Origin of the sequence: Kiloniella majae (genome assembly GCF_002118315.1) — a bacterium.
Classification (GTDB): domain Bacteria; phylum Pseudomonadota; class Alphaproteobacteria; order Kiloniellales; family Kiloniellaceae; genus Kiloniella; species Kiloniella majae.
This window is the reverse complement of sequence record NZ_MTSZ01000002.1, coordinates 627,281-651,315: the sequence shown is the minus strand read 5'-3', so window position 1 is coordinate 651,315 and position 24,035 is coordinate 627,281. Positions and strand designations below refer to the sequence as shown.

The window sequence follows — 24,035 nt, the reverse complement described above, 5'->3', positions numbered from 1 at the left end:
TCCTGGCAGGAGCGTTTTTGTTGTTTTTTTCTACAGCTCCTGATGCTCAGGAAATTCCTGTAAGAACAGGAATTCATCCTGGCTACGCCCGGATTGTTTTTGATTGGCCTCAACAAGTAACTTACAGCGCAAAAATTGATAATGGTCAGCTAACAGTAGAATTTAATACGGCTGCGGACTATCAACTGAATAGAGTTCTTCAGGGAGTTAGGGGCTTCACGGGAAAGCCATCCATTGGTCCTAATAAAAAGATCCTGATTTTTCCTTTGCTGGATGACTTTTCACTCAAGACTTTCAAAGCGGGGACAAAAGTTATTGTCGATCTGCAGGTTGACTTAAACCAACCCCAAAGCCAGCCCCAAAATCAAGCCCAAAATCAAGCAGATCAACAAACGAAAAGCCCCTCCGTGCAAGGTGTCGGTTTTCGTTTTGCTGAGCACCCCGACTATAACAGGCTTGTTTTTGATTGGTCCGAAAGGGTCAAAGGCACTCTTTCTCAATCAGGGAATACCCTGACTGTTCGTTTTGATGAAGGTGCCACTGTTGATCTTCAAAAATTGAATAAACAGAAAATGCCTTTTGTCCAAAGGGGACGAGTTGTTGCGACGCAACCGAAGCTTACTGTTGAGTTTGGACTTGTACCACAGGCAGAGGCACGTCTTTTTAATGTTGGACCTAAATCAGTTATTGATATTCAGCCTGTTCGTGCAAAGCAACAGACCAGCGTAAGTGAGGTGGCGAATACAAATAAGCTTCCGGATAAAAAAACGACAGCTGCGGATAAAATTAACTCAAAGGAAACCGCACAAAACAAGGAAGAAAATACTCGGAAGGTAGAAACAGCTCAGGCTCTCGATAAGAAGATTGAAGGTGCAGACGACGGAGCTTCAATTACCTTGCCTGAATTGCAAGAACTCGCGGGGCCAGGACCTTTGTCTCTACTGCCAAAGCCAGCCGGTTCTGAGGCGACGGATGTAGGAGAGGCTCCCCAGGCTTTAGAGACTGAGGGTCGTGATAATAAGGTCGCCGATAGTTCTGCTGCTAAAGATAAAGGCCGTGATGATCAGGTTGTATCCTCAAATGAGGAAAACGATCTCATAAAACCAAGCAATAAAAAAAGACTTTCCACGCCACAGGGAAATAACACTGGCCCTGTTCGATTATCAGAGTTCAAATTGGTAGATGACGATACTGTTGATGAGGGGAGAGCCGTTGGAATTGAGCAGGATCTAGTTACTCTGACTGAGCCGTTGGAAATTCCCAATCTTGTTCCGCCGCCGGGGCGTTCCGCGGACTTGTTGCCGCCAACAATTTTGAATTTTAATTGGGATGGGCCAACTGGGGCTGTTGTTTTTCGTCGAGGCGAGCATCTCTGGCTCGTTTTTGACCGTGAAGGACCGGACAACTTGGCAGAAGCCATCGGAGCGATGGTACCGCATTTTGCACCTGTTGATACTCAGAAGGTTTCCGGGGCTACTGTGGTTCGTCTTACGGCTCCTGTTACACAAGTGCCAAGGCTCAGTAAGGAAGATAATACCTGGATTGTCGATATCCGTCGTCGTTCCCCTTTACCTGTACAGTCCATTTCCAATATTTTGGGCAAAGGCGAAGATGGGCCGGAAGTTCGGTTCCTCGTTAAGTCAGTTAGTCGTTTATTATCGCTCTCTCATCCTGAACTTGGTGATAGATTGATTGTCGCTCCTATTGGAGAACCCAATCTTGGGTCATCTAATATTGACGAGTTTCCACAGTTTAGATCCTTGCCTTCCTATCAAGGGGTTGTTCTACAGCCAACAGCAGAGGGCTTAGTCGTTGCTCTGACACCTCGTGCGGTTGTGGTCCGTAGTCGTGACCAATTGATTGTTTCTGACGAAACTGCCAGATCACTCCCTCGTAGTGGTGAGGTTACCCCCTCAGTACCTTCGCGGATGCTTAACTTGAATGTTGATCGGTTGGGCAGTGATGACGATTATTTACGTAATTTACAAGACTTGCAGCGAGCAACGGTTGAAACCACAGGCATGCAGCAGGGCCTGGCGCGGTTGGATCTGGCCCGGTTCTTTTTTGCACACGGCCGTGTTGCTGAAGCTGCGGGTATGTTAAAGCTCATTGGTCAAGAAAATCGCCGACTAAGTGATGACCCTTCTTATCAGCTTCTGTTGGGCGCTTCTCAGTTTTTAAGTGATAAATTTGATGAAGCGCAAAAGACGCTCTCAAGTCCTGTGTTGGCTGGGGAATGGGAAGCTAATCTGTGGCAGGCTGCCCTCGCAGCATCGGGGCAGGATTGGGGACCTGCGGCGATTGGGTTTATAGAAACCGAAACATTGATAGATGACTTTCCTCAAAATATCCGAAACAAATTATATTTGCTGGCAGCTGATTCGAAACTAAATGTGGGTGATACAGGAAGCGCGAGCTTGTTTATAGGCAAAGTTTTGTCGGGGAACCCAACTGAATTTGAAAAAGCTCAGGCTGATTTTCTTGAAGGGCAAAGGTTGCTCCAAGATGGTTTTCCTGAAGAAGCACGAGCTATATGGAAAGGTCTTAAATATAACAGACATCGTCCGACAAGTGCCAGAGCGAGACATGCTCTTGCAAAGTTGGGAATGGACGAGGGAACCATTACGCAAGAAGAGGGGATAGAACAACTCGAACAGCTAAGATTTGCCTGGCGAGGGGATAAATTCGAGTTTGCTATTCTTAGTGAGTTGGGGAACCGTTACGCTGATATTTTGGACTTCAGGAAAAGTTTACACTCGTTGCGACAGGCAGCATCCTATTTTCCGCATTCTGAGCGTGCCGACAAAATTGCCAAGCGGATGCAGGAAATTTTTGAAGGTATGTATATTGAAGATGGAGGGGAAAGAATACCTCCGCTATCTTCTATTGCTCTGTATGAAGAGTTTAAAGAATTAACTCCTTTGGGTGACAAGGGGGATACGATGATTACCAAACTCGCTGATCGTCTTGTTGATGTTGATTTGCTTGAGCAGGCAGGTAATTTGCTGGAAGAGCAGGTTGATTTTCGTCTTGAAGGTGAAGAAAAAGCCCGTGTAGGCAGTCGTCTGGCCCTTATTCGATTGCTTGAAAGAGATGCGGAAGAAAGCCTCGTTGCGCTGGATAAAACAAATGATGAGAACTTGCCAGCGGATTTGATACAACAGCGCTTACACTTGCGCGCGCGCGCCCTGGCGGAACTCTCACAGGAAAAAGAAGCACTGGATTTGCTGGCTGAAGATCAAAGTCTGGATGCTTTGCGGTTGAAGGCTGATATTCTCTGGAAACAACGAAAATGGGATGAGGCGGGGAAAATTCTTGGAAAGTTGATCCCGGCTTCTCCGCCTGCTGATCGTGTTTTGAGTGATGAAGAAAGTCAGGCTGTTATTAACCTAGCTATCGCGCAAACTCTGTCCGGGGATAATGAGGGGCTTAAGTTATTGAGAGACAGCTATAGCTCTATTATGAGTAAAGGGACACATAGCGATACATTCACGCTTTTGACCAATAGCCTAAATTCAGGTTCGGTGACGTCGATTGCTGATGAGTTAAAGCAAATTTCACAGGTCCAAGCCTTCATGGATCAGTACCGTAGCAAGCTTAAGTCATCTCCCCTGAGTGAAATAAACTAAGCCCGCCTAAGTGAAACAAACTAAGATAGTGTGAGGCGACAAAAACTGACGAACTCATACTTTTATCTATTTGTTTGAACTCTCCACAACTTCAGCCGGAGTAAGTTCCATTTAACTGTTTGCATGAGTTATTTTGTTTTTTTAAGTCATCCGAAACTTCGAACCAGACTTCCGGCAATCAAATACCAACCGTCGACCATCACAAAGAAAATTAGCTTAAAGGGCAACGAAAGCATAATTGGTGGTAACATCATCATACCCATAGACATGAGAACGGAAGCAACCACCATGTCTATAATCAAAAAGGGTAAAAAGATAAGAAACCCTATTTCAAAAGCTCTTCTTAGTTCACTGATCATAAAGGCTGGTATAAGGGCTCGGAGAGGGGTTGCCGATGGTTCAGCTACTTCGCCGGTCTCTGCTAAATCAAGGAAAAGGCGCAGATCTTTTTCCCGTACGTGCTGCAACATAAAGTCTCTTATCGGTCCGGTGCCTCGATCCCATGCTTCTATTTCGGAAATTTCTTCATCGACAAGGGGTTTAATTGCGTCTTGATAAACCTTCTCCATTGTCGGGGTCATAATAAAAGCAGTTAGAAAAAGGGCTAAGCTGATTAAAACAGTATTTGGAGGAGCCTGTTGAATACCCATCGCCGTACGAATGAAGGACAGGACAACGATAATTCTGGTAAAGGATGTGACCATCATCAGAATAGCCGGGGCCAAGCTGAGGATGGTGAGCAGAGCCAACATCTGTAGTATGCGACCACTGCCTGAACCAAGGACCTCATTATTTAAATCAAGCGTAAGGGCCTGTGCCCAACTATGGTCTGGAATGAATGAAAAACCTGTAGAGAGTAGAGCAAGAGTAACAAACTTAGGGTTAAAATGCTTCTTCATACCCTTGTACTTTCATCCGTTTTCCTGAAGTCAATAACATCTTCTTGGCTATCTGCTTGATTTGAAGAAGTCTCGCTAGGAATAGTATCAATAAGGAGGTCGTTTGTACCTCCAACCAAAATAATGTGCTCTTTATTATCACATTGCACAATGACCACTTTTCTCTTGGCATCGAGCGGTCGAACTTCCTTGATTTGAAGGCGTTTTTGTCTGTTACCGGTTATCGCGGGACCATTACCTAAGCCTAGTTTTTTGGCGATAAGTGAAAAAGCAAAGATAAGACCGATAATAAAGATCAGACTCAGGAAAAACTGAAAATAGTTACCATAATCCATCGGGCTATTTTTTACCGGGTATGTTGGCGCTGGTATAGGCGCGTGCAGCTTTATTGTGACTGGTTGTTTCTTTTATTTCGACGCGAACTTTGTCCAAATTGCTGTTGATGGTAATTGTCAGATTATCGAGCTCTTCAATTAAAGCTAATAATTTAGGGGATAATTTAGACCGTTCTGCAGGTGGTAGCTGTTGTAGCTCCTGGCATAAAAAATCGGTAACCTTAGGCAAATCAGTTACGTCAAAATCCTCGTCTGACTTGATTGTCGAATTGGCTAAAGCAATTTGTTGGGAAAGATGAGTTATTTGTGCCTTAAGTTCTTCAAACGTCGTCATGATTGCTCAAGTGTTTCATCAAGAGGTTGTTTTTGTTCATCATAAACATAGTTTAGGATTGTGGCTACAGCTGTTAATGCTTCCAGAGGGATTTCGCTCTCCAATTCAACATTTGCAAGTATTTGGGCCAAATCTGAATCTGTTCTGACTTTAACACCTTGGTCAAAGGCAATTTGCAGTATTTGTTCTGCAATTTCCCCTGTTCCTTTAGCGATTACCTTGGTCTGCCCCGCAGTATTTCTTTTTACAGCAATGGAAAGCTGAGGCGCATTCTCGTCTTTTTCCTTGTCGCCATCAGATACTGGTTCGTTTTGCGTGTCTGAAAACGAAGGCGCTAATTTTTTTATAGTATCTTCGTCAGGTACACTCATTCTGTCTTCTTCTTAATGAAATCAGAAAATTTCACGAACAGTTTGCCCTCAGTATGCTTAACGAAAGGTATAAAGGCAATTCAAATTGTTCGGTGATGCGGCTTGCCGGATCTAGTCTTCTTCTGCGGATTGATCCAAGTCGATACCAAGCATGTCCAATGATCCGGCGACAGCGGCTTTATTTTCTTCTTGAATTCTTTCGTGAAGTTCCTGTCGTAGAACGGTTGCGTCTTCTGGGAACGTGAAGCCAATTTTTACTGATTTTCCACGGATATCAACAACCTTGACCTCTATGTCATTGTTAATGATGACTGATTCACCAATTTTTCGGGTAAGGTATAACATCGTGGACTTTGGACTCCCTGTCCCTATATGCCAAGTGCTGACTGGAAGGATTTTTAAACTAACTACCTGTTCTATCCTCGTATTTATACGTGCATTTTTTGCGTAGGTCGAGCCAAACTTGTAATTTTAGATTATTTTTTACTAGATTTGGAATTCGTTAACAGGTTATTAAGTGAGTAAGCGTATTATTTCGAGGGTTGTGTCCCTTATTGTAATGTGAGGAGAGCTGGCATTGGCTGATAAGCTGAAAATTACAGATGTTTTAGCCAGAAAAATGGATTGGCTGACACAGCGTCAGGCTGTGATCTCTAAGAATATAGCTAATTCAGATACTCTGAACTATGTCCCGCTTGATTTGAAAGATAATCATTTCAAATCTCTTGTAAGCCGTTCTGCACCTGTCATGGCGCAACGCTCCAGTCACGAGGGGCACTTATCAAATAATCCTCTTAAAGGGGATCAGGCAAGGGCTAATAAGGCTAAAGATGTTTATGAAACTGCTCCGGCGGGAAACGCTGTTATTCTGGAAGAGCAGATGATCAAGATGTCTCAGACACAATTGGATTATCAAGGTATGGTGCGTCTTTATAAAAAGCACCAAGATATGTTTAAGATGGCCCTTAAGGGACCGTAAACGAAGTTTATACGTAAATATTTGGCGATAAATTAGGAAAATACGCGATGTCCGATCTATATAAATCGATGCAGGTTTCTGCTTCTGGGATGCGAGCCCAGGGAACCCGATTGCGCATAATTTCCGAGAATATTGCCAATGCTGATTCTGTTGCTCAGGAACCGGGCGGCGCACCTTACCGACGCAAGATGGTATCTTTTGGTTCTGAACTGAATCGAGAACTTGGCGTTGAGAAGGTCGTCGTTAAAGATGTGCTGACAGATAAATCAGAATTCAAAAGAGAATACCTGCCAGGACACCCTGCTGCTGATGAAGATGGATATGTGCTTCAGCCGAACGTGAATTCTTTGGTAGAGATGACTGATATGCGCGAAGCTCAAAGAAGTTTTGAAGCTAATCTACAAGCGATACAGGCATCAAAAAGTATGTTGCAGCGTACCTTGGAAATACTCCAGTAGAATAAGCGTGAGAGGATTTAAATTATGGCTGTAAATTTTGTTGATGCAGTAAACGCTTATAATCAGGCTGCTGAAAAAGGGCTGGCTGGCAATAAAGATAAGTCTGACCCTGTTGGTGATGATTTCGCATCAACCCTGCGTGATGTCGCGTCAGACACCTTGGCGACAATGCAAACTGCTGAAAATAAAACGTTGATGGCCGCTGCAGGCAAAGCAGATGTAACGGATGTGGTAACAGCTATGTCCGAAGCGGAAGTAACGTTGCAAACTGTTGTTGCCGTTAGGGATAAGGTTGTTCAGGCCTATCAGGAAATTTTACGGATGCCTATTTGATCTGACCTCTGTGATGTTCTAATCTGGCTATATATCAAGAATTAAAATTTACAGGTGGGGCATGAGCGAAACCGACGTCATCGAATATGGTAAAGAAGCAGTGTGGGTGATGTTGAAAATGAGCGCACCGGTTCTTTCCGTTGCTTTGCTTGTTGGTCTGATCATTTCCCTTTTTCAAGCTTTGACACAACTTCAAGAAATGACCCTCACCTTTGTGCCCAAGCTGATTATTATTAGCTTAACGCTTGTCGCTACAGCTCCTTTTATGGCACAAACTCTAGGCACGTTCACTGAAGAGCTCATGGACAGGATTGTGGCCTTAGGATAGGTCATGCTCTATGATTTACTTCCTTCCAGTGTATACATAGTTTTAATCGTATTCACACGTATCGGCAGCGCCATGATATTGTTGCCGGGCTTTGGTGAGTCGTATGTATCCCCGAGAACCAGATTAGCCTTATCTATGTTAATCAGTATTCTGGTTGCCCCAATTTTGACATCCAGTATTCCCATTATGCCCGATGAAATTTCTGGGCTTGGGTTCTTGGTTTTCAGTGAAGCCATGATTGGCTTTTTTATGGGTACAGTTGCGCGCATGTTTCTAAGTGCTGCAGCATCGGCGGGTATGATCGCGGCGACAATGTCTTCGTTGGCAAATGCGTTGGTTCAGGATCCTGTATCCGCACAGCAAGCTTCTATTATGGGGACTTTTTTAACCGCTATCGCGATTGTGTTGATTATGGTTTTGGATATTCATCATCTTTTCATTCTAGGATTGGTGGATAGTTATGAGCTTTTTGTTCCGGGACAAATATTACCTACGGGTGATTTCTCAAACATGATCGCCCGTATTGTGGGGGACACGTTTATTTTGGCAACACGCATGGCTGCGCCTTTCATTGTTGTTGGGATGATCTTCTTTCTGGGGCTGGGGCTACTCGCGAAATTGATGCCCCAGATGCAAGTGTTTTTTGTTGCGATGCCTCTTCAGGTTGCTATGGGAATTACGGTGCTGTTTCTTTGCGTTCCCGTTATGATCAAGGTCTATATGATTAGCCTCGAAGAGCATTGGATGGTTTTTGTGAAATGATAGACATACTGAATAGTTTCACAAATATAGAGGGCGCACGTCATGTCAAATGAGAGTGATGAGTCCCAGAAAACAGAAGAACCAACAGCCAAGAAATTAGCTGACGCACGTGAAAAAGGTGATGTTCCTAAATCTCAGGAAATGAACTCATGGTTTTCATTTTTTGGCTTTTTGTTGTTTCTGAGTTTTTTCGCTGTCTGGATTAGTCAAGAACTGGGGGCAACGCTTGCGGCATTTTTTGAACGCCCTGACGCAATACTGTTTGAAACAGGGCACATTTATGAAGCAACGATTTCCCTCATCAAAGATGTTGGAATTCTTTTTATTGCCCCGGCCATTATTATGATCGCATTTGCGATTGCATCGGGTTTAATGCAGCATGGGTTTTTATTATCGTCTGAATCTTTAACGCCAAAATTAAGTAAGATTTCTCCTCTGGCTGGGTTCAAACGACTTTTCTCTCTTCAATCTGTAATGAACCTCGTAAAGGGGCTGGCAAAGCTTATTATTGTTGGTGGCATTATCGGATTTGTTCTCTGGCCTAAACGATCAGTTGTGCCGCAACTCTCAGAACTTAACGTCGCGCAGATGACAATGATGTTGCTGGATTGGGCAACCCTTATTGTCATTGCCGTGGTTGCTGTTATGGCTGTTATTGCTGGCCTTGATTATCTGTATCAGTATTTCGAATACATGAAAAAGCTTCGAATGACGAAGCAGGAAGTCAAAGATGAGTCCAAACAGAGTGAAGGCGACCCAATGGTCAAGGGACGCTTGCGCCAGTTGCGAATGGAAAAAGCGCGTCAACGAATGATGGCTGCCGTTCCGAATGCTGATGTTGTTATAACAAACCCAACACACTTTGCTGTCGCTCTTGAGTACAACGGTATCCTTATGGAAGCACCAAAGTTGACAGCAAAAGGGGTGGATGCTGTTGCTTTTCGTATCCGAAACGTTGCTGAAGAAAACAAAATTCCTGTGATCGAAAATCCACCGCTTGCCAGAGCACTTTATGCGGGGGTTGAAATTGATCAGGAGATCCCGCCAGAACACTACAAAGCAGTGGCTGAGATCATTGGGTACATCATGAAACTCAAAAAATAATTAGAATTATTGGAAACAGGGAAGCTTTCTTTCGCTATCCAGTTTGTTTTTAAACGATTTTCAGGTTAATCTTTCATTTACTGCCTTTTATTTCTTTTCTCTTACCAAGGTGTTTGGTCGGAAAAGAAGACATCTTGTGGGGGAAGCAGGGAAGTGTCACCTACCATCTGGATCGCTATTTGTAGTTTTTTAGCGCTGATTATATTTGTTCTTGGTTTCGTTATCTGGCGGTACAGAAAAACACTGGCTTTGCGGCAGTATGCTTTTGCTGCTGTTCCACGCCCCCGGCAAATAGTGGATCCCAACGGAAAATGCTTGTTTGCAAATCCTGCATTTGAAGATTTTTTTGGTGGAGACCTCAGAGCTGTTCCTGACTTGATCCTTGATGAAAGTAATGGAAATGAAGAGATCGGTCGTAAACTGGCAACGCTTCAGTTAAATGCGAAAAACGGCGTTTCTGGACATGTAGAGATCGAAATACCAGGGGCCGGGCCGGGATATAACGATGTCCAATGGCGTCACGTCGCTGCCTATCCTTTACCAAACCGTCCGGGTTATGTGTTCTGGTTTGTTGATGACATTACAATGCGTCGTCAGATGGAGAAGGTTATTAATGACCAGCAACAACGTTTTGTTGATCTTTTGGAAAACGCGCCGATAGGTTTCTTTTCAGTAGATGCCGAGGGCGCGTTCCTTTTTGCCAATCAAACATTAACAGACTGGCTTGGGTATTCATCGTCTGAGCTGGAAAGTGGACAGATTAAGCTTCATGATATTGTTGCTGACGCATCTTTGGATGAGGTTCCTGCTTACCATCCGTTTGAAGACGTCGAGAGCCGTTCAGGAGAAGTTTTTCTTAAAACTGCGGATGGGGAAAAACGTATTCTTGCCGTTATTAGCCAGCACATTGCAGAAGGTAGTGGGGATAAAGGATTTAGAACAAGGTCTGTTGTCCGGAACCTGACACTTGAGCGTGAGATGGCAACTGCGTTGGAACAGTCTGAAAAGCGGTTCCGCAAATTCTTTAACGAAGCCCCTGTCGGTATTGTTCTGCTGAATGAACGAGGTGTTATTACGGAAAGTAACCGAGCCTTTCAGGAACTTCTGGCGACAACAGAGGAAGTGAAGGGTAAACCGCTTCTGTCTTTGATTGGTGATCAGGAAAGAGAGAGTGTACGAGAGGCTTTGGTTTCTGCAACGACCTACGAACGCAAAGCCATGGAAGTGCATTTGACGGGCAATACAGACACCGTCTGCAATATGAATGTCACGCATGTTGATGAGAATTCCGGTCTCCCAAGTGGGTATATCCTGAATTTTACGGATACCACTGAACAGCGCAGTCTGGAAGCCCAGTTTGCACAATCTCAAAAAATGCAGGCGGTTGGACAGTTAGCCGGCGGTATCGCTCATGATTTCAACAATCTGTTGACGGCTATGATTGGTTTTTCTGATCTATTGCTTCTGCGTCATCGTCCGGGCGATCAATCTTTTGCAGATATCATGCAAATTAAACAAAATGCCAATCGGGCCGCAAACCTTGTTCGTCAGTTGCTAGCCTTTTCTCGCCAGCAAACGCTTCAACCCAGGCGTTTGAATGTAACGGATATTATTGCAGAACTCGCCCATCTTCTTCGCCGCCTTATTGGCGAGACGATTGAATTACGTATTACCCATGGGCGTGATCTGGGGGATGTAAAAGCAGATCAGGGACAGTTGGAACAGGTTATTATTAACCTTGCTGTGAATGCCCGTGATGCAATGGACCAAGGTGGTGTTCTAGAAATTATCACCTCAAATGTGATGGTGGATGCACCATACAAAGTCAAAGGGGAAGAAATACCCCCGGGCGATTATGTCTTGGTCAAGGTCCAAGACACGGGGCATGGTATTCCAACCGAAATTATAGATCGCATTTTTGATCCTTTCTTCTCGACAAAAGAGGTTGGGGCTGGGACTGGTCTAGGCCTATCAACGGTCTATGGTATTGTGAAGCAGTCCGGTGGTTTTGTTTTTGTTGATTCAACAGCAGATCAGGGAACTGTTTTTTCTTTGTTGTTGCCGCATTTCCAGGAAGATGCACAAGATCAGGAAGAGCTTGCCGCAGAAATACCAAAAGCACAGGATCTAACGGGGCATGGCAATATTCTTTTGGTCGAGGATGAAGATGCTGTGCGATCCTTTAGTGCGCGGGCACTGGAGAATAAAGGATATAAGGTGCTTGAAGCCAATTCAGGCGAAGCAGCGCTTGAGATTCTTCAGCAGGACGGGGAAACGATTGATTTGGTCATTACTGATGTTGTGATGCCTAAGATGGATGGTCCGACCTTAATCAAGAAACTCTATCAAACGCATCCGGATTTGAAGGTAATCTTCATTTCGGGCTATACGGAAGATTCTTTCCGGAAAACACTGGATGTAGATTCTGCAATTGAGTTTTTGCCCAAGCCCTTTAGCTTGAAACAGTTGGCATCCAAAGTTAAGGATGTTCTTGCTGCTCAGTAAGTTTATTCTAAAATCTTGCCTCTTAAATAATGTTTTTAGTAACAGTGTTTTAAGGTGATTTTCTCTTATAGTTGCCACTCTTTCGTGTTGCTTTGTTCTCTTAATGTTCTTTTTTGTTGCTTATTGAGAACAAAGGGGGTACGTTGTTCTCGTTGCAGCAAGTGTGAGCCTGTGGGATAAGGGAGGCAACGATGGCACAAAACGTCTTACAGTTAGTGGAGAATAGCACGGTGGACAAACAAAAGGCATTAGATGCAGCCCTGGGACAGATTGAACGCGCTTTTGGTAAAGGCTCGATCATGAAATTGGGTGAAGGTAAAGCGGTCGAGACCGAAGTTATTTCCACGGGGTCTTTGGGGCTGGATATCGGCTTGGGTATTGGTGGTTTGCCACGAGGACGTATTGTTGAGGTTTACGGCCCGGAGTCATCAGGTAAAACAACCTTGGCTTTGCACGTTGTTGCTGAAGCACAAAAAGCTGGTGGTACCTGTGCCTTTATCGATGCGGAACATGCTCTTGATCCTGCCTATGCAAATAAGCTTGGAGTTGACGTAAGCGAGTTGTTGATTTCTCAGCCTGATGCTGGTGAACAGGCCTTGGAAATTACGGACACATTGGTACGTTCCGGTGCGTTGGATGTGCTGGTCGTGGATTCCGTGGCTGCCTTGGTTCCTAAAGCAGAACTCGAAGGCGATATGGGTGATTCTCTTCCTGGTTTGCAAGCGCGTTTGATGAGCCAGGCAATGCGTAAGTTGACAAGCTCGATTTCCAAATCCCGCACATTGGTTATCTTTATCAACCAGATCCGTATGAAAATCGGGGTGATGTTTGGTAACCCGGAAACAACAACGGGTGGTAACGCCCTGAAGTTCTATTCTTCTGTACGTCTTGATATTCGCCGTATTGGTGCGATTAAAGATCGGGAGAACATTACGGGTAACCAAACCCGGGTGAAGGTTGTTAAAAATAAAATGGCCCCTCCATTTCGTGTGGTAGAGTTTGATATCATGTACGGTGAAGGTATTTCAAAAACCGGTGAAATGCTGGATCTCGGGGTTCAGGCTGGTGTTGTTGAAAAAGCGGGAGCCTGGTTCTCTTGTGATGGACAACGTATTGGCCAGGGACGTGAAAACGCTAAGAAGTTCCTGACAGAAAATCCGGAAGTTGCGGCAAAGATTGAAACAGCTGTACGTAAAAATGCCGGCATTGTTGCGAATGCGATGCTTGAAGGAAAAGAAGAAGGCGAAACAGAAGACGCTTAATCGTTCTGCCGTTTACCAATAAAAAAAGGAGCCAACTTAAGGCTCCTTTTTCTTTGCGTGTTGTGTCTAGGCCTGAAAAAAAACTTACGGATTGGTGACCCGTCCAAAAGCTTTTGTGAAACCTTTAAGAGAAAAGGGGATCGCAATTTTCTTTTTAACAGCATCAAAGAAGACAACGCGTCCTTCATTCTGGCTTTTTAAATTACTTAGAAGCTCGTTATCTATTTGGATCTCAGACTGACAGCCGGTTCTTAAACAACGGATAAAGGGATATTGCCTCTTGAGTTGTGGTCCAACCTCCAGTGAAAATCCTTCTGGTAGACGAATGCCTAATGGAAGCGTCAGGATAAGAGTTGTGATCCCCGCTGTGTTATTGTCTGGTCGCCCGACAGCGAGATTCAAAACAGGCGTTGGGTTCTCACCGAGTGTTACATTATGCACAATGTAGCAACTGAGGGGCTCGTTTACTGTACAATGAGATGCCCAGTTCCCAAATCGCTCAGTTGATCTTTGTGGAGCCTGTTGTTGGGCTGTGGCAAGTGATGATGTTGCAATAAGAAACAGGCAGCAACAGGCAACAGATTTAAGACTATTAATGGATTTTATAAAGGCCATGATTTCAAGCTTATCAATTGAAGTAATGAATGTTCGTAAACGCAGATTTATAAGATATGTGTTCTAGCTATATCGAATAATCGTGGAAAATTAAAGGCAAGTTATTATCAGGACTGTGTGAAGGTTGAGGCTGGGAAATTGTAATGCTGTAAGCGAAGTCTAGACAGAGCCTTGGCAGCACGTTAAAACCGCAGATAAGATTTCCCGTATTCTATTGTAAAAAGAATGCGTCCTGTCCAAGTTTTAGGGTAAGTGATTAAAATGATTACCGGCAATGAGATCCGTAGGGTCTTTCTCGACTATTTTGCAAAACATGGTCATCAAACTGTAGAATCTTCGCCGTTGGTGCCGCGAAATGATCCAACGTTGATGTTTACCAACGCAGGTATGGTGCAATTCAAAAATGTCTTTACCGGTAACGAGACACGTCCCTATAGCCGCGCGGCAACCTCGCAAAAATGTGTGCGCGCAGGTGGTAAACACAACGACCTTGAAAACGTAGGTTATACCGCAAGACACCACACCTTCTTTGAAATGATGGGGAACTTTTCCTTTGGGGATTACTTCAAGGATGTGGCGATTGAACATGCTTGGAACCTGATCACAAAAGAATATGGTGTGCCCGAAGAAAAACTTTTGGTCACGGTCTATTCCGAAGATGAAGAAGCTGCTGCACTTTGGCGTAAAATTGCTGGCCTTAGCGATGATCGTATCATTCGTATTTCGACAAGTGATAACTTTTGGTCTATGGGGCCGACAGGACCTTGTGGACCATGTTCAGAAATATTCTATGACCACGGAGATCACATCTTTGGCGGTCCTCCGGGAAGCCCGGATGAAGATGGCGACAGGTTTATTGAAATCTGGAACCTTGTGTTTATGCAATATGAGCAGATTGATGCGCAGACACGGGTTGATCTACCTAAGCCGTCAATTGATACCGGGATGGGGCTAGAACGCATTACTGCAGTTCTTCAAGGTAAACACGATAACTACGATGTTGATTTGCTTCGCACCATCATTGAGGCGTCAGCGCATGAAACAGGTGTTGATGCAGATGGGGATCATGCTGTATCTCATCGCGTTATTGCTGATCACCTTCGTTCGACAGCGTTCCTGATTGCGGATGGTGTTTTGCCATCTAACGAAGGACGTGGATATGTTTTGCGTCGTATTATGCGACGTGCCATGCGCCATGTGCACAAAATTGGTGTTAAAGATCCAGCGATCTATAAATTGGTTCCGTCCCTTGTTGGGATGATGGGGACTGCTTTCCCTGAACTGACACGTGCAGAATCTCTCATCACAGAAACGCTTAAGCTGGAAGAAAATCGGTTCGGTCAAACGCTTGATCGCGGCATGAAGTTGCTGTCAGCTGAAACGGACAAGTTGGGAGACAAGGGCACACTTAATGGTGAAGTTGCCTTTAAGCTCTACGATACCTATGGCTTCCCACTTGATCTCACACAGGATGTTTTGCGGGGGCAGGGACAGTCTGTGGATACCGAAGGTTTTAATGCGGCGATGGAGCAGCAGCGTGCTGCTGCGCGTAAAGCATGGAGCGGTTCAGGTGATGCTGCAACAGAAAAAGTCTGGTTTGAAATACAAGAGCGTGTCGGGGGAACAGAGTTCCTTGGCTACGATACCGAGACAGCCGAAGGTCAGGTTCTGGCAATCTTAAAAGACGGTGGTGAAGTTTCTGATGCAAAGGCTGGTGATCAGGTGATGATTATCACCAACCAGACACCTTTCTATGGAGAAAGTGGTGGCCAGCAAGGTGATCACGGTCTTCTGTTCTCGGCTGAGGGTGCGGAAGTTACAATCAAAGACACTCAGAAAAAGCTGGGCAATCTATTTGTTCATATCGGCGACGTTACCCGTGGCGAGATTACAGTGGATCTTGCGCTGGAAATGAAGGTAGATGTTTCTCGCCGATCTGCTTTGCGTGCTCATCACTCTGCAACGCACCTGTTGCACGAAGCTTTACGTCGACGTTTAGGGACACACGTAACCCAGAAAGGTTCCTTGGTGGCAAAAGAACGTCTTCGTTTTGATATCAGCCAACCAAAGCCGTTGGAAGCGGATGATATTGCCGCTGTTGAATGTGAAGTGAATGATTACATTCGCCGCAATGATCCGGTTACAACGCGTTTGATGACCCCGGACGAAGCAATCAAAGAAGGGGCAATGGCGCTCTTTGGTGAGAAGTACGGTGAAGAAGTCCGCGTTGTTTCAATGGGCGGTTCAGATAGCTCTACAGGAAGTGGATATTACTCCACAGAGTTATGTGGCGGTACGCATGTCAAAAGAACCGGAGATATCGGTTTCTTCAAAATTGTATCCGAAGCAGCGCTTGCGTCTGGTGTTCGCCGTATTGAGGCAGTCACAGGTCAGGCTGCGCTGGAATATGTATCCGCACAGGAGACACAACTGGCTGCTGCTGCGGCGGCAATGAAAGCATCCCCTGCTGAATTGGAAGCACGTGTGACGTCTCTTCTGGAAGAAAGAAAGCGACTTGAGCGTGACTTGACTGATGCACGTCGCAAGCTTGCTGCTGGCGGCGGTGCATCAGGAGATGCCGAGTTTAAGGATGTAAACGGTATTAAAGTTGCTGCTCGGGTTCTGGAAGGTGTTTTACCGAAAGATCTGAAACCAACGGCCGATGAATTGAAAAAACAGATTGGGACCGGTGTTATTGTGTTGATCGCTGATACAGATGGCAAGGCCTCTATCGTTGTTGCCGTGACGGATGATCTCACTGAAAAGGTTTCTGCGGTTGATTTAGTTCGTGCTGGTTCCGCTGCACTTGGCGGTAAAGGCGGGGGTGGACGCCCTGATATGGCACAAGCTGGCGGCCCTGACGCTTCAAAGGCCCAAGATGCGATACAGGCTATCGAAGCTTTACTTGGCTAGCGAGTATGTTGCACAAGATATAAAGCTCCGCAGTTATGAAGGCTGCGGAGCTTTTTTTATGTCTCTAAAAGTTTTTGTTAGTAGGAAACCTACCAAGTGTTATTTTTTACCATTGGCGAGTTTTTGGGCGTCAGGATGTTGACGTAACTTTATCATCGCCCAAACACCAAAGAACGGTCCTATGGCTAAGGGGGCAAAGGCATAGTGCCAGCTCAGAAGATCAACAGCGTAGGGCATCAAATGAATGGTGATCAGGGTGAGTGTGAAGCCTATCGATGTTTGGAGCGTTAGCATAGTCCCTACGATTTCAGGTGGGGATAATTCAGCAACTGATGCTGAAAATTGAGCTGAGTCCGCAATGATACTGATGCCCCACAGAATACAGAGTAATGTCAGCCAAAGAGGGGATGCCCCGAATAAAAAACCAACTGACAGGGCGCAGCTGCCACTAATCAACATAGCGATAATGGTTAGCGTGGTACGGCCGAGTTTATCCGCCATGTAGCCAGCAGCAAAACAGCCGATGGCTCCTGCCGCCATTGTTCCGAAGGTTGCTAGCTTGGCGAGTTCGTTTGCTCTGTCATTGCTCATCGACAATGAAAAACTGGCTGTCAGGAATATGCCAATCCAGGCCCACATTGCGTATAATTCCCACATATGACCTAGGTAACCAAGGTTTGCCAGACGGACAGACTTTATTTTCCAGGCAGAGAGAATGTGAAGAGGGTGAAACTTTGGAGCCTTAGTGTACGCGGGGCCCATTTTAAAAAAAAGAATACCAATAGCCGAGAAGATTGCACAGGCTGATGCTGCTGCAATTGTAAAGCGCCAGTCAATGCCGCCAATTGCATTAAAAAGGTGGGGAGAGGCCGACCCCAAGGTTAAAGCACCGACGAGAATACCAACAAGAAGCCCCATATCCCCTTTTGCCCAGGTTGCAGCCATGCGCATTCCGACTGGATAAATACCAGCCATACAGATCCCGGTGATAAACCGAAGCAACGGCACAATGGCATCGGTTGGCTCAACGATTAATAATATGGCATTGGCAATGGCGGCAATTATGGCTGAGCTTAAGAAAAATAATTTCGGCGGTAAGCGATCTGCTAATCCAAACATGGCAGAAGACAGGCTCCCCGCAACAAAGCCAACTTGAACGCTTGAGGTGAACAGGGCTTGTTGGAAAGAACTAAGATTATAGTCTGTTATCAGAGAAGGAAGAACTGCTGATGCAGAGAACCAGAGAGCCATGGCTGCTACCTGACAAAGTGCCAATATGCTTAAAGAAAGCCATTTATCAGAAATAGGTGTCATATTACTCTGGCAGGATAAAGGAATGAGGCTTTTAAAGTATTGAGCAGATCATGATTTGTCGAATAAGAATTTGATCGGGAAGTCACGATCTCGTGTGTGGATCAAATATGGATCAGGAAGAGATAAGGTTAGTTGCTTATGAGTTCATGTACTTTAATAATCTCTGGATATAAAAAAAGGCCGCAGTTAGCGGCCTCTTTCATGCTGTATCGCGTTTACTGATATCAAGCTTTGGCTTTAACGTCAGAGATAATGTGCAAATCGCGTTGTGGGAACGGGATAGAGATACCTTCTTTGTCAAAGGCTTCTTTAATTGCACGACGATTATCACTCAGGGCAGGCCAGTAATCACCACTGTCTGTCCAGTAGCGGACATTCAGGTCCACGGAACTCTCACCCAGTCCGGTTGTAATTACCTGCGCGGCAGGATCTTTATGAATGCGTGCGTCACCTGAAAGGACTGCGAGTGCAACCTTCTCTGCTTTGGCGATGTCATCCCCATAGCCAATGCCAATTGCCAGGTCTGTCCGTCGTGTGCTGTTTCTACTGTAGTTTGTGACAGTTGCTGACCAAAGCTTGGAGTTTGGTACGGAAAGGTAAAGGCCATCTACTGTGGTCATGTGCGTGATAAACAGGCTGATTTCTTCAACCGTTCCTGAAATACCGTCTGCATCAACAAACTCGCCGACTTTCAAGGGGCGGAGAAACAGAAGCATGAAACCGGCAGCAATGTTTTGCATTGTTCCTTGCAATGCTAGACCAATAGCCAAGCCAGCTGCACCAAGAACGGCTATGATACTTGTGGTCTCCACACCGAAACGTGCCAGAACGGCGATGAGAACGAAAACCATAATCGTATAGCGAACGATCTTGACGATGACTGGTTTCAGGGTTGAATCTATTTTGCCAGATTTACCAAGTAGCTTATCGGTATATTTTGCAATACGCCCTGCGATAAAAATACCAACAATAAGAATGGCGAGTGCAGCCAGAATTTCTAATGAGAAATCCAGTGCTGTCTGTGTTAGTTGTTCTACAAGCTCTTTGTATTCTTCGGTGATTGTCACAACCAAAGTTCCTCTTTTTAAGATTACAGGCTGTCCCCCGGATAAACCCTCATTGGACAAAACCCCCGCTGCAGATACTACAGCGAGGGCTTTGAAAAATCACCTAGTAAAAATACCAACCTGTTTTATTGGGGATGGCAGCTTATTAAATCGTAAGAATTACTCGGCGTCAGCGAGAACTTTGACTGATACCATTCGATCAGGATCATCAACAGCACCACTGCCGGGAGCACCTTTTTTGATGCCATCGACAAGATCCATGCCATCAGTAACGCGACCCCAAACTGTATACTGGCCGTTGAGAGATGGTGCGCTTTCAAACATGATGAAGAACTGACTATCACCGGAATGCGGGTTCTGAGCGCGTGCCATACCTACGACACCGCGAACAAATGGTTCCTGTGTGAATTCAGCACGTAGTTTTTTACCCGAGCCACTTGTACCTGTTCCGGTTGGGTCACCAGTCTGAGCCATGAAGCCGTCGATAACACGATGGAATACGATGCCATCGTAAAAGCCTTCACGTGCAAGTTCTTTGATGCGTGCAACGTGAGTCGGGGCTAAATCTGGTAGCATTTCAATCGTTACTTTTCCGGTTTCCAGTTCGATAACGAGGGTGTTTTCCAGATCGGGTGTGGTTTCTTCTGTCATGGCTTCGGCCTTAAGTAAGTGTGATAAACTACCAGCAAAATAAGTATCGGAGTGTGTTTTTGCAAGGCGACATCTGTATGGGATTGAAAATTTAGGTAGGCTTTACGACGTGGTTATTTTGTTTAAAAAGAAAAAGCGCTGTATCTCATAAAGAGTACAGCGCTTTTCTATGTATTTTTTCTTGTGTGATATTTACTGAATATCAGTAAGAACACGTACAGAAATCATTTTATCCGGATCGCTAACTTTGCCGCTACCAGGTTGCCCCTTTTTAATGGCATCGACATGTTCCATACCTTGTATGACTTTACCCCATACAGTGTATTGACCATCAAGCGACGGGGTTCTTTTGAACATGATAAAAAACTGGCTGTCCCCGGAATTTACATTCTGGGAACGTGCCATGCCAACGGTACCGCGTACATAAGGTTCGCGAGAGAACTCAGCCTTTAATTTTTTACCTGACCCGCCAGTACCAAGACCTTTGGGGTCACCGGTCTGTGCCATAAATCCTGCGATTACCCGATGAAATACTATTCCATCATAAAAGCCATCGCGGGTCAGCTCTTTGATTCTTGCCACGTGGTTAGGGGCAAGATTGGGAAGCATCTCAATGAAGACTTTACCGGTTTTAAGCTCAATCACCAGTGTATTTTCAGGGTCAGCAGCCTGTGAACTGGTTGACGCGAAGGTCAGGGCAAGTAGGCCAGCGAGTAAATTACGTAGGATCTTTGGCATCTTTGTTAGCTCATTGCTTTCTGTAGATTGGCATCAATTGCATCCAGGAATTGATCTGTGGTCAACCAGTCCTGATTAGGGCTGATCAGAAGCGCCAGATCTTTTGTCATCTTTCCGGATTCGACTGTATCAATACACACTTTTTCAAGCGTTTCGGCAAACTCAACAACTTCTGGCGTTTCGTCAAACTGTCCGCGGAATTTGAGGCCGCGTGACCATGCGAAAATAGAAGCGATTGGGTTTGTTGATGTGTCTTTGCCTTGTTGGTGTAAGCGATAGTGACGTGTCACAGTACCGTGTGCTGCTTCTGCTTCTACAGTCTGTCCATCTGGTGTCATGAGAACAGATGTCATCAGACCAAGCGAACCAAAGCCCTGTGCAACGGTATCAGACTGAACATCGCCGTCATAGTTTTTACAAGCCCATACAAAACCACCTGACCATTTCATGGCTGCAGCAACCATGTCATCAATCAGACGGTGCTCATATGAAATGCCTTTGGCTGCAAATTTGTTGGCGAACTCTGTCTGGTAGACTTCTTCGAACAGATCTTTAAAGCGGCCATCGTAAGCTTTCAGGATAGTGTTCTTTGTAGACAGGTATACAGGCCAGCCAAGATCAAGGCCGTAGTTCATGCATGCACGGGCAAATCCACGAATTGATTCGTCCAGATTGTACATGCCCATTGCGACACCAGCTTCTGGGAATTCGAAAATTTCACGGGTAATTGGCTCGCCACCGTCTTCTGGTTGGAAAGTCATAGTTAGTTTACCAGCACCAGGGACAAGGAAGTCAGTCGCTTTATATTGATCACCAAAAGCGTGACGACCAATAACAATTGGTTGTGTCCAGCCAGGAACAAGACGTGGCACATTTTCCATGATAATTGGCTGACGGAAAACTGTACCACCAAGAATGTTACGAATAGTCCCGTTTGGCGAACGCCACATTTTTTTCAGGTCGAATTCTTCAACACGTGCTTCATCAGGTGTGATTGTTGCACACTTAACACCAACGCGATGTTCTTTGATGGCATTGGCGGCATCAACTGTGATCTGATCGTCTGTTTCATCGCGACTTTCGATGGAAAGATCGAAATATTTCAGATCAACATCAAGATAGGGAAGAATGAATTTTTGTTTGATTTTTTCCCAGATGATCCGTGTCATCTCATCGCCATCGAGCTCGACGATTGGATTTTTAACCTTAATTTTGGACATGTTCGCCTCCTTGTTTGTCGGCTTGTTTCATATAATTTGGGGAACTCACAGAGGAAAATAACAGTCTTTCGCTGCAGTGCAAGATAACTCGGTATAACAATTGATATCAAAGCAGTTTGATATCTGCTTTGATTTGGGATTCTGGCATGCTTTGAATTTGCGCGAAAACTTCGTCTATGTTGTTGACAACACTATATATATCAGCAGGATTTTGCCTTAAGTACCCAGCTGATATTTGATGGTTTATCAGCTCTAGAAGTGGGGTCCAAAAATTTTCAAGATTGATAATGATAATGGGTTTGTCGTGCATGCCCAGTTGTTTCCAAGTCGCGATTTCGAAAAATTCGTCCAGTGTTCCAAGACCACCGGGAAGAATGCAGAATGCGTCTGAACGCTCAAACATCGCCATTTTTCGCGTGTGCATGGAACCAACAACAATAAGCTCATTCACTTCTTTATGGCCGACTTCAAATTTATCCAGATATTCGGGTATAATACCCGTTACCTTTCCGCTATGTGCCAACGCGCCATCGGCTACACGACCCATGGATCCAACCCGGCCACCACCATAGATAACTTCGATGTTGTTTTCTGCGGCTAGTTTTCCGAGCTGATTCGCGCTTGCCAGATGCTCTTCACTCACCGCATTGGAAGAGCCACAGTAAACACAAATGGATTTGATTTTAGTCATCGTTGAATTCCTTTTATTATTATTTTTGTGCAAATTTGCAAAACGGCACGTAGATAGCGAGATTTAATCCCTATCCAACGTGCCGACGGTTTCATTATATCTTTAGTTTGAGTAATGGCAATGATCAGGGAAAAACAGAGTTATGCTGGTAATCTTGGAAATTTTTATCGCCTAAAATTTGTCATAACTCTTGTTCTTTTCCCATAAGGACTTAACCTAGAGTCATAAGAATGTTAGTCTGCGGGAATTATTTCCCACCTGCTTTTGGCGGTAGAGATTTTGTTGTTATTATAAAAGCCCTAAGGAGGCATTTTTGAGCCGTACCCTCGTTGTTTCTCTTGTAACTGCATTCATCCTGATTGGGGGAAGCGTCTCGGTTTGGTATGCCTTGGATGATGACCCTGAACCTACTGTTGTGAGCGATAATACAAGCACTTCGACAGATGCACCTAAGAAGGTTGTAAAAAAGCTTAATGGGAAAACTCCAGACACTGGGGGAGATGCTTCTGAAGCAGAAGCTTCCTCAAGCGAGGCCGTAACGTCAAGTGAATCAGAGCAAGCTAGTGAGGTCGATCCTTCTGCTTCTGTTGCTTCAAGTGAAAGTCAAAGCTCTCCAGAACCAACTGTTGAAAATGAATCAGAGGCTTCTGAAGAGACAGACGCCAATGGCGAACAAAAGGCTGCTGTTATTGTTGATTCATCTCTTTCTTTTGATGTGATCAGGGTAGAAAAAACAGGTGATACTGTGCTTGCGGGCAGAGCCCCGGCGGGTAGTGATGTCCGTATTGTGGATGGCACAACGCTACTGGGAAGTGTAGAGGCTGATGAGAATGGACAGTGGGCATACGTATTGGAAACACCACTGGCTCCGGGGACTCATGAACTCGGCCTGCAGGTGAATAAGGAAGAAGAGGGCGTTAAACTAAAATCTTCGGATGTCGCAATTGTAGATGTCCCTGTTGGAGATAAATCCGCGCTTGCCGTTCTGGTTCCCGAGGAAAAGGGAGGCGTATCAAAAGTGATCCAGCTTCCTGAAAAGGTTGAAGATGAAGGTATCAAGGATGGAGACTTGGCGCTGGATAGTGTGGATTATGACGATGTGGGACAAACTGTTATTGGGGGCACATCACAGCCGGGACAAAAAGTTGTTGGCTATTTGAATAACGAGTTTGTTGGTCAGGGCGTAACTGATGAAGAAGGCCGTTGGGTTGTCGAGGCAGAGAAAAAAGTGCAGGAAGGTCTTCACCAGTTAAGAATTGATCAGGTTGATGGTGAAGGAAAAGTAATAGCCCGTGTCGAAATCCCTTTTTCTCGATCTGGTAAAGTTGAATCCCGACCTGATGAGCGCGTTGTAACTGTCCAGCCAGGGAATAGTCTGTGGCGGATTTCTCGTGCTATCTATGGTGAAGGTGCGCGTTATGCGGTCATTTTTGATCGTAATCAAGACCAAATCAGAAACCCGGATCTGATTTATCCCGGGCAAATCTTTGTCTTGCCTAAGGATAATTAAGCAACGGTTTGATGTAA

Annotated in this window: 23 protein-coding genes; 11 read left to right on the top strand and 12 right to left on the bottom strand. The window is 45.1% G+C overall.

All coding sequences use genetic code 11. The features are described from left to right. Positions 1–20: 20 nt before the first annotated feature. A complete protein-coding gene (locus BKB51_RS09170) occupies positions 21–3,629 on the top strand; it encodes a tetratricopeptide repeat protein (RefSeq protein ID WP_125911814.1) in 3,609 nt (1,202 codons plus the stop codon). Positions 3,630–3,775: 146 nt separating this feature from the next. Here BKB51_RS09170 and fliP read toward each other — a convergent pair whose 3' ends face one another. From fliP to csrA, 5 genes are all read right to left on the bottom strand, one after another. Beyond that, the gene (gene fliP / locus BKB51_RS09165) at positions 3,776–4,528 is read right to left on the bottom strand and encodes a flagellar type III secretion system pore protein FliP (protein WP_085900775.1); all 753 of its coding nucleotides are present in this window, start codon (positions 4,526–4,528) and stop codon (positions 3,776–3,778) included. After that, entirely contained in the window at positions 4,525–4,863 is a 339-nt protein-coding gene (locus BKB51_RS09160; RefSeq protein ID WP_085900774.1) for a FliO/MopB family protein, read from the bottom strand. Before BKB51_RS09160 ends, fliP begins: the two co-directional genes overlap by 4 nt. A gap of 4 nt (positions 4,864–4,867) precedes the next feature. After that, on the bottom strand, positions 4,868–5,197 hold the full coding sequence (locus BKB51_RS09155) for a hypothetical protein (protein ID WP_085900773.1): 330 nt from the start codon (positions 5,195–5,197) through the stop codon (positions 4,868–4,870). Further along, a complete protein-coding gene (locus BKB51_RS09150) occupies positions 5,194–5,568 on the bottom strand; it encodes an EscU/YscU/HrcU family type III secretion system export apparatus switch protein (RefSeq protein ID WP_085900772.1) in 375 nt (124 codons plus the stop codon). The genes BKB51_RS09155 and BKB51_RS09150 overlap by 4 nt, the downstream gene beginning before the upstream one ends. A gap of 111 nt (positions 5,569–5,679) precedes the next feature. Then, positions 5,680–5,913, bottom strand: a complete 234-nt coding sequence (csrA, locus tag BKB51_RS09145; protein WP_085900771.1) for a carbon storage regulator CsrA — start codon at positions 5,911–5,913, stop codon at positions 5,680–5,682. Positions 5,914–6,145: 232 nt separating this feature from the next. On the opposite strand from csrA, the gene BKB51_RS09140 reads away from it, so the two are divergent. The 8 genes from BKB51_RS09140 to recA all read left to right on the top strand — a co-directional run bounded on the left by BKB51_RS09140 (position 6,146) and on the right by recA (position 13,299). Beyond that, positions 6,146–6,547: a flagellar basal body rod protein FlgB gene (locus tag BKB51_RS09140; protein WP_198946682.1), complete on the top strand. Its 402-nt coding sequence runs from the start codon at positions 6,146–6,148 to the stop codon at positions 6,545–6,547. A gap of 47 nt (positions 6,548–6,594) precedes the next feature. Then, entirely contained in the window at positions 6,595–7,005 is a 411-nt protein-coding gene (gene flgC, locus BKB51_RS09135) for a flagellar basal body rod protein FlgC (RefSeq protein ID WP_047764817.1), read from the top strand. Positions 7,006–7,029: 24 nt separating this feature from the next. Then, positions 7,030–7,338, top strand: coding sequence for a flagellar hook-basal body complex protein FliE (gene fliE, locus BKB51_RS09130; RefSeq protein ID WP_085900770.1), 309 nt, complete (start codon positions 7,030–7,032; stop codon positions 7,336–7,338). 61 nt (positions 7,339–7,399) lie between these two features. Next, on the top strand, positions 7,400–7,666 hold the full coding sequence (fliQ, locus tag BKB51_RS09125) for a flagellar biosynthesis protein FliQ (protein WP_046507466.1): 267 nt from the start codon (positions 7,400–7,402) through the stop codon (positions 7,664–7,666). Between the two features lie 3 nt (positions 7,667–7,669). Further along, positions 7,670–8,428, top strand: coding sequence for a flagellar biosynthetic protein FliR (locus BKB51_RS09120; RefSeq protein ID WP_085900769.1), 759 nt, complete (start codon positions 7,670–7,672; stop codon positions 8,426–8,428). A gap of 42 nt (positions 8,429–8,470) precedes the next feature. Beyond that, a complete protein-coding gene (flhB, locus tag BKB51_RS09115; RefSeq protein ID WP_085900768.1) occupies positions 8,471–9,532 on the top strand; it encodes a flagellar biosynthesis protein FlhB in 1,062 nt (353 codons plus the stop codon). A 153-nt stretch (positions 9,533–9,685) separates the two neighbouring features. Further along, positions 9,686–12,037, top strand: a complete 2,352-nt coding sequence (locus BKB51_RS09110) for a PAS domain S-box protein (protein ID WP_085900767.1) — start codon at positions 9,686–9,688, stop codon at positions 12,035–12,037. A gap of 191 nt (positions 12,038–12,228) precedes the next feature. Next, the gene (gene recA / locus BKB51_RS09105) at positions 12,229–13,299 is read left to right on the top strand and encodes a recombinase RecA (protein WP_085900766.1); all 1,071 of its coding nucleotides are present in this window, start codon (positions 12,229–12,231) and stop codon (positions 13,297–13,299) included. Between the two features lie 84 nt (positions 13,300–13,383). Here the strand turns inward: recA and BKB51_RS09100 are convergent, their stop codons facing one another. Next, complete coding sequence (locus BKB51_RS09100) at positions 13,384–13,914, bottom strand: invasion associated locus B family protein (RefSeq protein ID WP_085900765.1); 531 nt, start codon at positions 13,912–13,914, stop codon at positions 13,384–13,386. A gap of 261 nt (positions 13,915–14,175) precedes the next feature. Here BKB51_RS09100 and alaS point away from each other — a divergent pair, with 261 nt between their 5' ends. Then, a complete protein-coding gene (gene alaS, locus BKB51_RS09095; protein ID WP_085900764.1) occupies positions 14,176–16,827 on the top strand; it encodes an alanine--tRNA ligase in 2,652 nt (883 codons plus the stop codon). A gap of 99 nt (positions 16,828–16,926) precedes the next feature. On the opposite strand, the gene BKB51_RS09090 is transcribed toward alaS, so the two are convergent. The 6 genes from BKB51_RS09090 to BKB51_RS09065 form a co-directional block, all read right to left on the bottom strand. Further along, a complete protein-coding gene (locus tag BKB51_RS09090; RefSeq protein WP_085900763.1) occupies positions 16,927–18,141 on the bottom strand; it encodes an MFS transporter in 1,215 nt (404 codons plus the stop codon). Positions 18,142–18,365: 224 nt separating this feature from the next. Continuing rightward, positions 18,366–19,208 (bottom strand): mechanosensitive ion channel family protein, encoded by an 843-nt coding sequence (locus tag BKB51_RS09085; protein WP_218043990.1) that lies wholly within the window; start codon positions 19,206–19,208, stop codon positions 18,366–18,368. Between the two features lie 159 nt (positions 19,209–19,367). After that, positions 19,368–19,859, bottom strand: a complete 492-nt coding sequence (locus tag BKB51_RS09080) for a peptidylprolyl isomerase (protein ID WP_085900762.1) — start codon at positions 19,857–19,859, stop codon at positions 19,368–19,370. A 192-nt stretch (positions 19,860–20,051) separates the two neighbouring features. Next, a complete protein-coding gene (locus tag BKB51_RS09075; protein ID WP_198946681.1) occupies positions 20,052–20,597 on the bottom strand; it encodes a peptidylprolyl isomerase in 546 nt (181 codons plus the stop codon). A 5-nt stretch (positions 20,598–20,602) separates the two neighbouring features. Beyond that, complete coding sequence (locus tag BKB51_RS09070; protein ID WP_085900761.1) at positions 20,603–21,817, bottom strand: NADP-dependent isocitrate dehydrogenase; 1,215 nt, start codon at positions 21,815–21,817, stop codon at positions 20,603–20,605. A 106-nt stretch (positions 21,818–21,923) separates the two neighbouring features. After that, positions 21,924–22,508 (bottom strand): LOG family protein, encoded by a 585-nt coding sequence (locus BKB51_RS09065; protein WP_085900760.1) that lies wholly within the window; start codon positions 22,506–22,508, stop codon positions 21,924–21,926. Between the two features lie 313 nt (positions 22,509–22,821). On the opposite strand from BKB51_RS09065, the gene BKB51_RS09060 reads away from it, so the two are divergent. Then, positions 22,822–24,018 carry a LysM peptidoglycan-binding domain-containing protein gene (locus tag BKB51_RS09060; RefSeq protein WP_085900759.1) on the top strand — a complete coding sequence of 399 codons (1,197 nt, stop codon included), beginning with the start codon at positions 22,822–22,824 and terminating at the stop codon, positions 24,016–24,018. Positions 24,019–24,035 lie beyond the last annotated feature (17 nt).